9 protein-coding genes are annotated in these 11148 nt (G+C 40.5%); 4 read left to right on the top strand and 5 right to left on the bottom strand.

What is annotated here, in order from left to right; translation table 11 throughout:
* Positions 1-612 precede the first annotated feature (612 nt).
* The 4 genes from cshA to ACI3K6_RS21245 form a co-directional block, all read right to left on the bottom strand.
* Positions 613-2091: a degradosome RNA helicase CshA gene (gene cshA / locus ACI3K6_RS21260; protein ID WP_435556418.1), complete on the bottom strand. Its 1479-nt coding sequence runs from the start codon at positions 2089-2091 to the stop codon at positions 613-615.
* 201 nt (positions 2092-2292) lie between these two features.
* Positions 2293-2979, bottom strand: a complete 687-nt coding sequence (locus ACI3K6_RS21255; RefSeq protein WP_435556417.1) for an alpha/beta hydrolase — start codon at positions 2977-2979, stop codon at positions 2293-2295.
* A 23-nt stretch (positions 2980-3002) separates the two neighbouring features.
* Entirely contained in the window at positions 3003-4379 is a 1377-nt protein-coding gene (locus ACI3K6_RS21250; protein ID WP_435556416.1) for a UDP-N-acetylmuramoyl-tripeptide--D-alanyl-D-alanine ligase, read from the bottom strand.
* A gap of 69 nt (positions 4380-4448) precedes the next feature.
* The gene (locus ACI3K6_RS21245) at positions 4449-5528 is read right to left on the bottom strand and encodes a D-alanine--D-alanine ligase (RefSeq protein ID WP_435556415.1); all 1080 of its coding nucleotides are present in this window, start codon (positions 5526-5528) and stop codon (positions 4449-4451) included.
* A gap of 212 nt (positions 5529-5740) precedes the next feature.
* Between ACI3K6_RS21245 and ACI3K6_RS21240 the strand changes: the two genes are divergently transcribed.
* Positions 5741-6397, top strand: a complete 657-nt coding sequence (locus tag ACI3K6_RS21240) for a HoxN/HupN/NixA family nickel/cobalt transporter (protein ID WP_335479881.1) — start codon at positions 5741-5743, stop codon at positions 6395-6397.
* A gap of 245 nt (positions 6398-6642) precedes the next feature.
* On the opposite strand, the gene ACI3K6_RS21235 is transcribed toward ACI3K6_RS21240, so the two are convergent.
* Complete coding sequence (locus ACI3K6_RS21235; RefSeq protein ID WP_435556414.1) at positions 6643-7419, bottom strand: hypothetical protein; 777 nt, start codon at positions 7417-7419, stop codon at positions 6643-6645.
* Between the two features lie 271 nt (positions 7420-7690).
* Here ACI3K6_RS21235 and mgtE point away from each other — a divergent pair, with 271 nt between their 5' ends.
* The 3 genes from mgtE to uptA all read left to right on the top strand — a co-directional run bounded on the left by mgtE (position 7691) and on the right by uptA (position 11048).
* Entirely contained in the window at positions 7691-9049 is a 1359-nt protein-coding gene (gene mgtE / locus ACI3K6_RS21230) for a magnesium transporter (RefSeq protein WP_435556413.1), read from the top strand.
* A gap of 84 nt (positions 9050-9133) precedes the next feature.
* On the top strand, positions 9134-10318 hold the full coding sequence (locus ACI3K6_RS21225) for an FtsW/RodA/SpoVE family cell cycle protein (RefSeq protein ID WP_435556412.1): 1185 nt from the start codon (positions 9134-9136) through the stop codon (positions 10316-10318).
* A gap of 136 nt (positions 10319-10454) precedes the next feature.
* Positions 10455-11048, top strand: coding sequence for an undecaprenyl phosphate transporter UptA (gene uptA / locus ACI3K6_RS21220; RefSeq protein ID WP_435556411.1), 594 nt, complete (start codon positions 10455-10457; stop codon positions 11046-11048).
* Positions 11049-11148: the final 100 nt, after the last annotated feature.

The raw sequence follows: 11148 nt of genomic DNA, 5'->3' as shown, positions 1-11148 counted from the left end.
TCTGACTTCGGACATCACGAACGTTTTTTTGCCTCCTCTCGTCTGAAGATCCCCTGACTTCGGACATCACGAACGATTTTTCACCTTCCCCTGTCTGAAGATCCTCTGACTTCGGACATCACGAACGATTTTTCACCTTCCCCTGTCTGAAGATCCTCTGATTTCGGACATCACGAACGATTTTTTGCCTCCCCCTGTCTGAAGATCCCCTGACTTCGGACAGCACGAACTGATTTTGCCTCCCCTTGTCTGAAGATCCTCTGACTTCGGACATTACCAACGTTTTTTTGCCTTTCACTGTCTGAAGATCCTCTGACTTCGGACATCACGAACGTTTTTTTGCCTCCTCTCGTCTGAAGATCCCCTGACTTCGGACATCACGAACGATTTTTCACCTTCCCCTGTCTGAAGATCCTCTGACTTCGGACATCGCGAACAATTTTTCGCCTTCCCCTGTCTGAAGATCCCCTGACTTCGGACAGCACGGTTGCTTTATCTGCTCCCTCTGTACGAAGTGCTTTGACAAAATAAAAAGTCCAATTCACTGTTGAATTGGACTAAAAATTTTAAATGGAAATTTAGTTTTTTTGTCTAAAAGTCCATGCTCATTGATTAATGATTGTAGCTTCTAGATTTTGGTTTACCGCTGTTCCGTTTTTCTCCGCTGCGAGGCTTTGCGGACGGTTTTTTTCTGCGGTCAGAGTAGCCGCGGGAATCATCTTTCCGACGACGGTCTCCCCCACGATCATTTGGCTTTCTTTCTTTTCTAGAAGGAAGAGGCTGTTCTTCAGTCAGCTTCACTGGAGTTGTATCAGGCTCTTTCGTTAACATTTTCAACACAGCTGCTACAACAGTTTGTGCATCATTTGTTTCCAACAGCTCTTCTGCTGCTGCTTTATAATATTGAAGATTGTTTGCTTCAATCGTTTGCAGGATTTTATCCACTACTGCACGTTGCTGACCTTCAAGTGCTTCATCAAGGGTCGGCGGCTTCATTCTTTCCATTTTACGTTTGGTTGTTTTTTCAACAACAAACAAATACGGCTTTTCACGTGGTGTAATGAATGTCATCGCAACACCCGCTTTTCCGGCACGTCCTGTACGGCCGATACGGTGCACATAACTTTCTGGGTCTTGCGGAATATCAAAGTTATATACGTGTGTAACACCGGAAATATCAAGTCCACGTGCCGCTACATCAGTTGCAACAAGAACATCGATTGAGCCTTCTTTAAACTTGCGTAATACGGATAAACGCTTCGCTTGGCTTAAATCACCATGAATTCCTTCTGCAGTATATCCTCTTAGATTTAATGCTTCAGACAATTCATCAACACGGCGCTTGGTCCGTCCAAAAATAATCGCTAACTCAGGTGATTGGATATCAAGTAGTCGTGTCAACACATCAAATTTACTTTTTTCCTGCACTTCTACATAATACTGGTCAATCAAAGGAACAGTCATTTCCTTCGTTTTCACACGAACGATTTGCGGGTCCTTCATGAACTTTTCAGCAATTCTTTGAATTGGACCAGGCATCGTTGCTGAGAATAACAACGTTTGGTGTTGCTCTGGAATTTCCTTCAAGATTGATTCAATATCCTCGATAAATCCCATATTTAACATTTCATCAGCTTCATCCAGAATAACTGTTTGAACATTGTCAAGACGAATCGTTTTTCTGTTGATATGGTCAAGTAAACGTCCTGGAGTCCCGACAATAATATGTGGGGCCTTTTTTAACGACCGGATCTGACGGCCAATATCCTGTCCACCATAAATTGGTAGTACACGTACTCTTTTTCCTGCACCGATTTTATAAAGTTCCTCAGAAACCTGAATGGCTAGTTCCCTTGTTGGTGCAATGATAATCCCTTGAATGGCTTCCTGTTTTAAATCAATTTTCTCTACCAATGGAATTCCAAAAGCAGCAGTTTTTCCTGTTCCGGTTTGCGCTTGACCGATCACGTCTCTATTTTCCATGCTCAAAGGAATTGTTTCTGACTGGATTGGGGTTGCTTCCTCAAAACCCATTTTGAGGACGGCTTTTAACGTAGCCTGGCTAATGCCTAATTCTTCAAACTTCGTCAATGTTTTCATTCTCCTTCATCTATTTAAAAATATTTTTCATAATTAGTGCTAAATCTATTCTCCCGAATCACTATAAAGAGATATGTTTATTTTACCAAAAAAAAGACATTCTCCAAAGGAGTATGCCTCATAACATTAATCTTTAGACACATTGTTAATAATAATACCATTTCTAATTCTATAAAGCAATAAAGACCCCGTTTAACATGATAAAAATTCCAACACCTCAACGAATAATGTTTCATTATCCTTGCAATGGCAAATGTGGTGCTTTGAACCCTTGATATAGGTTAACTTCTTTTTTTCCGAGCTTATGGTTTGAAATAAATATTCCGCACTTTTCGGAGGAACAATTCCGTCACGATCTCCTTGAGCAATTAAAGTAGGAATTTTAACCTGGGGCAAAACCGGTTTAATAAATGCAACCAACTTGCGGAATTGAATGGCCGCCGCTAGAGGCGTTTCTGTTAACTTGATTTTATATCGTAAAAACAGCTCATTTTTTTGAAGATTCCCGTTTACAAGATCTTTTAGCATTACTCTAAGATCACTGGCAAGTTGACGAGGATGAAAGTAGTAAGCCGCAGCACTCAGCAAAATCAGCTTGTCCACAGGATATTGGGCCGCAAGAAAACTGGCAATCATGCCGCCCATGGAAAAACCTATTACATACACCTCATCACAGGTTGCGATCAGCGACTTTAGTTCTTCCTCTGCATGATGGATCCATTGCTGATAATGAATCCCCTTCAATGACAGCACTTCGCCATGCCCCGGAAGTGTCGGCACTCGGAAATCCCAATCTGTCTTTTCTTTTAAAAAAGTAACCAACGGCTCCACCTCATAGGGTGCCCCGGTGAAGCCATGAATACATAAGCAGCCAATCATCCTTAACACCTGCCCAATAAAGGCTATTTTTGTATAGCCTTCACGACTTCTTCCAATTTCATGCCGCGGGAAGCTTTGACAAGAACTAACGTCTGTTCATTTACAAAACCTTCTAATGTACCAATCAGCTCTTTTTTATCTAAAAAGGCAAAAACGCGTTCTTCTCCTAGTACCTTTTTCGCACCTTCTGCAATGTGGCTGCCTAATTTACCGTAAGTAAACAATTTATCAATCTTTTCAGGATTTAATCCTTCACCGATTTGCAGATGATACTGCTCTTCCTGTGGACCAAGTTCAAGCATGTCACCAAGAACGAGAATCTTCTGCTCGTATCCTTGAAGATTTGAGACTAATTCAATAGCCGCCATCATGGAAGTAGGACTCGCATTATAAGCATCATTAATGACTTTTTCTCCGCGCTTCCCTTCCACTAGCTCCATTCTCATATTTGTTAGTTTGATTCCTTGTAGGCCCTCGGTCATCTGTTCAAACGGAATGGAAAAATGATGGGCAATCAACATAGCTGCCAGCGTATTTAAGATATTATGAGTTCCCAATACAGGCAGATCAAATGTTTCTTCGGAAGCATTGATTTTAAACCGATTCCCCTGCTCAAGCTGAATAATTTCTGTCGGGAATAAATCATTTGTATCGTTTCTACCAAATGTTTTCACCTGAACTTCACCTTGATACGCGTGAATTCGTTCCATCAACAGCGGTTCGTCCCCATGCAGGACTGCCAATCCGCCATTTTGAAGTCCCTGCAAAATTTCCAATTTAGCGTCAGCAATCCCTTCACGGGAGCCAAGGTCTAGTAGATGAGACTCCCCAATGTTCGTAATGACAACGGCTTCCGGACAAGCAAGCTTTGTCAGAAATTCTATTTCCCCTTTAGCACTCATTCCCATTTCAAGGACAGCGATTTCCGTGTCTTCATGTAAGCCAAGAATTGTTAAAGGAAGACCGATATGGTTATTAAAATTACCTTCTGTTTTTTGGACTTTATATTTAAGGGAAAGCAGGCTTGAAGTAATATCCTTTGTTGTTGTTTTTCCGTTACTTCCCGTAATCCCCACTACTCTAATCGGCAGCTCCTTCCGATACTGGCGTGCTAATTCCTGTAGGGCCACCAGGCAGTCGTCCACTATTAATATTGGCAGATCTTTAGGAGGGTTTGGTACATCTTTTTGCCAAAGAGCGGCAGCTGCTCCTTTTTTAATTGAATCTACTACATATTTGTGCCCATCCACATGTTCACCCTTAAATGGGATGAATAAATTACCTTCTTCGATTTTTCGGGAATCAATACATACTCCCGTAATCATTGTGTCTGCAAACGGGGTCACTTCATTTTGGGCCTGAACCATTTCAGCAATCCTTGTTAAAGATCGTTTTATCATTAATTGACGTCCCCCTTCCATTCTTCTTTTCAGAAAACAAACACGGCTTGAGGCCGTGTTATTCATTTTCTAAAACGTGAACTTAATCTTTTGTTTTACATCATGTCTCTCTTTAGCAAGCTGGACAAGACGCTCGATTAATTGTGGGTATTCCACACCAGTATGCTTCCAAAGTAGCGGGAACATGCTAAATGGGGTGAATCCAGGCATGGTGTTTACTTCATTAATCAAAGCCTTTCCGTCTTTTGTTAAAAAGAAGTCAGCCCGAACAAGTCCCGAACAATCCAACGCCTTAAAAGCTTTAATGGCCATTTCCTTGATTTGTTGGTATTCTTCCTCCGTAATGTCGGCTGGAATGATCAAAGCCGTATTTCCATCTTCATATTTGGCCTTATAATCGTAGAAGTCTTTCTTCGGTACAATTTCACCTGCAACCGAACATTCAGGTTCATCATTTCCTAAAACCCCGACCTCAATTTCACGGGCTTCTACACCCTCTTCCACAATCACTTTGCGGTCAAATTGAAAAGCCTCTGCAAAAGCTGTTGCCAATTCCTCACGATTTCGGCATTTACTAATCCCTACACTTGAGCCAAGATTGGCTGGCTTCACAAAGCAAGGATAGCCCAGCTCCGCTTCTACCTTAGAATAAGTCTCTTCTTGAGTTTTTTCCCATTCACTTTTGATAAAAGAAACGTAGTTAACTTGCGCAAGACCTGCTTGAGCAAAGATGTTTTTCATAATGACTTTATCCATTCCTGCGGCAGAGGCAAGGACACCATTTCCAACATACGGCAAGTTTAATAGTTCTAACAGTCCCTGTACTGTTCCGTCTTCACCATTTGGTCCGTGCAGTAATGGAAAAATGACATCAAGAGCTCCGTCCTGTTGTGATTCTGTTTGGAAAAGCGCTGGTGCCAAAGCAGTGGGTGAAAGGGATGCCACGTCAGCAAATTCGAGTTCCTTCACTGCTTCAACTGGTCCTGTTAGTTGAGGACCCTTAATCCACCGACCTTCTTCATTTATGTAAATCGGATGAATATCAAATTTGTCGTGATCCAATGCCTTGATCACCGCTAGTGCCGTTTGTAATGATACGCGGTGCTCAGCAGATTTTCCTCCATATAGTAAACCTAATTTTGTTTTCATAGGTGATACCCTCCATATTCTCATTCATTGTTTATTTTAACACTTTACTAAAGAAGATAGGAAATTCAGCCGTATCTTTTTTCTATCTAATTTATGAATAATACAGCTTGCTTAAAAACAAATCTATCGGAAATTTGTCATGATTTACAACAATGGTAGGATATTTTTTCCTGTAATATGTTAATAGACTATTAAAAATGGAGGTGACATAAATGACGGGATCATTTTTTTCAATCTTAGTGATTGGATTTATTCTCGGAATCAAGCACGCGATTGAGCCTGACCACGTGATTGCCGTTTCAACCATAGCCAGCCAATCTAAAAGTATAAAGAAATCTTTATTTGCTGGTGTTTTTTGGGGAATTGGCCACACTTCAACATTGTTGATCTTCGGTATGTTTTTGATCCTCGCAAAAAATACAATAACCGATAAAATGGCGATGAGCCTTGAATTCCTCGTAGGTATTATGTTAGTTACGCTAGGCGTTTCAAGTCTGTTATCGATTGTTCACCATAAGCATCACCCGCATCCACATGAACGAACAAAAGGAAAACGTTCAAACGGTAAGTCGTTTTTTATTGGATTTGTTCACGGGCTTGCCGGTAGTGCCGCCATGGTTCTCTTAACGATGAGCACCGTATCCACCATTTGGCAGGGTGCTTTGTATATTCTTATTTTTGGCTGCGGAACAGTCATTGGAATGCTTAGCTTCTCCACCGTAATCGGGCTGCCATTCGTATTAACATCCGGTAAAAAAATCAACCACCATTTAAACTATCTTGCCGGTGTCATCAGTATTGTTTTCGGAATTTATTATATGTATAACTTGGGTGTCACGGAAGGACTGTTTTCGCTTTGGTTATCGTAAATTCAGCCCCTTATTTTTAGGGGCTGTTTTTTTAAAAAGCTCTACCCTGAAATAACTGTGGATAACTTTACTTTAGCAGTTATTTCATTTATTGATGTGCAAATTTTTTACATGGATGTCTGTTAAACTTGGCTGTTGATTTGCGCTCCAGGCACTTACGGTTTGTGGGCGTTTCGGCGAGCATCCTCGGCGCTTGCGCCTGCGGGTCTCCCCTAAAAAAAGAAATCTCCCCGGGATGGAGAGATTTACATTAGATTCAGCTTCCATTCTTTCGTTTTTCTATCAAAAATAATTTTCGCATGAAATGGTTCATTCGAAATATTCTGATATTCATCGTACATATCATCCATATTCGCAAAATCCCCCATCACCCAGACAGGAATTTCTACCCGGTTTCGCTGGACATCGGCAGCCCGTAAAGAAATACAAATTCCCTCCTTAAGAAAGGGTGTTAACGATAACAGGATTTCTTTATTAACCGGCGGATATGTACGTTTTTTTCTTAACCCCAGCAGTGACTTTTCCGGCTTCAGTTCACCCATTTTAGAAGCAATTACTTCACTAAACAGGTAGAAAAAATCCTTAAAACTTCGATAATACGTTTTATTAAACCAGCCATCATCATGTGCCAGATAGACAAACCGGTTATCAAGCTTTTTATAAAACGGAGATTTCAAATGCTGTTTATGGTGACCAAGATAAAGCAATTCTGCCATTTCCTGCCCCGATAATTCATTTAGGACTTCTTCTTCAGTAAAATCAATCCAGCAAAAATCTCCATAGCTATAAACATCTTCAGCAGCCAATCTGTTAATTCTGTCTTCAGGGCAATATTCTAACAGTGTATGCCTGTTAAAATCAGCATCATCAAAGCGGTGTTTTAATAAAAGTAAGTGGTTTAAGGAACCCGCAAAAGTGGCTGCAAATTCATCGAATTCAATACCGTAGGATAACACATACTGGTCCGTTTGATTTAGATGAATATAAATTAGATCCCGTATGTCCTGATGATGCTTTTTCACAGCAAAACTCCTCCGATCAACCACATATATTTTAACCTTTTGAAAGTTTCCATTAAACTTCCAGATATTTTTATTCATACTCAATTATTTTATCAAATAATAGGATAAATTGCTTATTTCATTTTTTTTACAAATAAATTGCAGATTTATCAGACTAAATACAATTCCTCTTTATTCAATTTTCGAGGATAATATACACATACTATAATTAAGTTACTTCTACCTCTCTATTTTATTATATAGAATTTCTACGAAAGGAGGATGAGCCAGTATGATAAAAAATATGTCGCATGAAGAACTAAGCCTTCAGATTATTCGGACCCTTACCGAAAATAAAAAAGAAGAATTTGATCCGATTCTCGAGGAATTGCAGCCCTATGATGTGGCCGAAATATATAAGTCATTGCCAGAACAGCACAAGCCAAGATTTCTATTATTTTTAAAATTTGATGTTTTGGCTGACCTCATGGAGGAGCTCGAAAAAGAGGAGCAGCTAGAATTATTAAACATGCTGGGAATTGAAAAATCCAGCAAAGTTTTAAACCTTATGGATAATGATGATCTAGCTACACTGCTTCATGAATTATCCCCTGAAAAAAAGGATTCGCTGCTTTCAGAAATGAAGATAGAGGAATCTAATGCAGTAAAGGACATCATGAAGTACCCTCCGGAAACGGCCGGAAGAATTATGACCAATCGCTTCGTTTGGATTCGCACTTATTTCACTGTCAGAGAAGCAGTAGATAAGCTAAAATCATTTGCTGAGTTTGCGGAGTCGCTCAACTATTTATACGTCATCAATGAAGAAAGCAAGCTGGTTGGCGTTGTCTCTTACAGGGACTTGCTGTTGGCAGAGCTGCATGAAAAAATTAGCGATATTATGTATGAGCGGGTTATTTCTGTTACCGTCACAACAGACCAGGAGGATGTAGCTAAAACGGTTGAACGGTACGACTTCATTTCCGTTCCGGTCGTGGATGAGCAAGATGTTCTCGTTGGAATTATTACTGTCGATGACGTCATCGATGTCGTGATAAAAGAGGCCAATGAGGATATTGAAAAACTGTCTGCATCTGGAAAAGCGATTGATTTTGAAACAAAGACACTTGTCGCAGCTGCAAGACGACTGCCTTGGCTGATTTTATTGTTATTCATCGGGCTTATTTCAGGCCGGATTATCAGCAGCTTCGAAGAAACCCTGCAAAAGGTGGTTGCTCTCGCTTTTTTTATGCCAATGATTGCTGGAATGACCGGAAACACCGGGACACAATCCCTCGCAGTAGTCGTACGAGGGCTAATCTCTCATGATATTGATAAAAAAGTGATCATTCGCTTAATTTTACGAGAATTAGGCGTTGGAATCTCCATTGGGTTGACCTGTTCCCTTTTAATCGCAATTATTGCTTATATCTGGCAAGGCAACTTGATCCTGGGCTTTGTAGTAGGATGTTCGCTTTTTTTCACGTTAATTATTGGTACTCTTGCCGGGACCATCATTCCACTAATGTTGTTTCGATTGCGAATCGACCCTGCCGTGGCATCTGGGCCACTGATCACTACATTAAATGATATCTTTTCGTTACTTACTTATTTCGGCATTGCCACCGCTTTTTTAACGCATCTCATGTAAAATATATGAAACCTTTTATTGGTTTAAATCGTTATATTAATGGATGCTATGTAATTTTTTACCTTAGAAAAACGGGTGTGACAAATGAATAATCACATGAAAAAAGTGGAACGGTTTGATTGGGCCCTGACATTATTGTTATTTTTATTTTTTCTTATAAGCTGTGCTGCTATTTATAGTGCGCAGGGCTCTGGCCAATACGGGGCCAATTTCTTATTTATGCAGATGGTCTGGTATGTCGTTGGGGCCTTGATTATTTCCGTAACCATTCTTTTTGACAGTTATCAATACAGAAAGCTCTCATGGATTTTATATGGCTTTGGTATATTTTTGCTGATTGCCGTTTATGTGGCTCCAGTATCCATCGCTCCGATTCGAAATGGGGCCAAAAGCTGGTTTGTCATTAGGGGGATCGGTCAAATTCAGCCTTCGGAATTTGTTAAAGTCTTTTTAATCTTGACCTTAAGCCGCATCATTGCCAGCCACCATGAAAAATATTTGGATAAGTCATTACAAACTGATTTTATGCTGCTAATGAAACTAGGCGTGGCCACCGCTGTGCCGCTTGGCTTGATCATGTTGCAGCCTGACCTTGGAACCGGTCTCGTGCTTTTGTCGATCCTAACAGGAATGATTTTTATATCGGGGATCACTTGGAAAATCATTTTACCCATCTACGGGTCCGGTGCATCATTGATGGCCCTGATCTTATATCTAGTGATTCAGAAGCCTGAGTTTCTGGAAAAATATGTGCACGTGAAAACCTATCAATTTAATCGAATTTATGCCTGGCTGGACCCCACAAACCATTCCACCGACTCGAGCTATCACCTAATGAAATCATTGACCGCAATTGGCTCTGGATTGTTGTCCGGCAAGGGATTTAATCAACGGCAGGTATACATTCCTGAAGCCCATACTGATTTTATTTTTAGTGTCATTGGGGAGGAATACGGATTTGTCGGCGGCAGTATTGTGATTGGCATGTACTTTTTATTAATTTACCATTTAATTAAGACTTCACTGGATACCAATGATCCGTTTAATGTATATATCTGTACCGGGATTATCAGTATGATTACCTTCCATGTTTTTCAAAACATAGGCATGACCATCCAAGTGCTCCCGATTACCGGAATCCCGCTGCCATTTATCAGCTATGGGGGCAGCTCATTAATGGGGAATATGTTTGCTATGGGCATCGTATACAGCATCCATTACCATCACAAGAATTATATGTTTTCAACAAAACAATCATTGAGTCAATGACCTTCTTTAGCAGCGCGGTCCGCTGCTTTTCCTTTTTATAAGGAATGGGGAATGAAGGCTATCCATATATATTTCAATATGAGACAAACTATTATAAACTAGAAAGAGTTGAAAAAATTTTAAGTGTAGGTGTGTTATGACAGAATATATTTATAGCATTTTAGATTTTCTATCCCAGTTAGGTTATTTCGGAATTGCCCTAGGCTTAATGATTGAGATTATCCCCAGTGAAATTGTGTTAGGTTATGGCGGGTACATGATTTCCCTTGGACACATAAATTTTGTCGGCGCCGTCATTGCCGGAACCATTGGTGGAACTATAGCGCAATTATTCCTGTATTGGGCCGGCTATTACGGCGGTCGTCCGTTTCTGGAGAGATACGGAAAATATGTGCTAATAAAAAAGAAACATATTGATGTCGCGGAACAGTGGTTTCATAAGTATGGAGCAGGAGTTATCTTTTCCGCAAGATTCATCCCTGTCGTCCGTCACGCCATTTCCATCCCGGCCGGCATCGCCAAAATGTCAGCCACCCGGTTCACCCTTTATACTGTAGCTGCCATTGTACCCTGGACCATCCTATTTCTTTATCTAGGAACCGTCCTCGGCAAAAACTGGTCCCATATCAAGGAATACGCCCAACCCTACGTTATGCCATTTATCATCGCTGCGATCGTAATAGCAGCCATTTACTTTATAATTAAAAGAACGAAGAAAACCACCGATTGAATGGTGGTTTTCTTAATTATAAGATCATTATAGTGCGATGAAGGGCACTTCTATAGAAAAAGCAATGGCAATGAACGACAGATTTACGGAAAGACTATTT

Source organism: Neobacillus solisequens, from assembly GCF_051233465.1.
Classification (GTDB): Bacteria; Bacillota; Bacilli; order Bacillales; family Cytobacillaceae; genus Neobacillus.
Note: the sequence above shows the minus strand (reverse complement) of the source record. Positions and strands in the feature narration are given on the sequence as shown.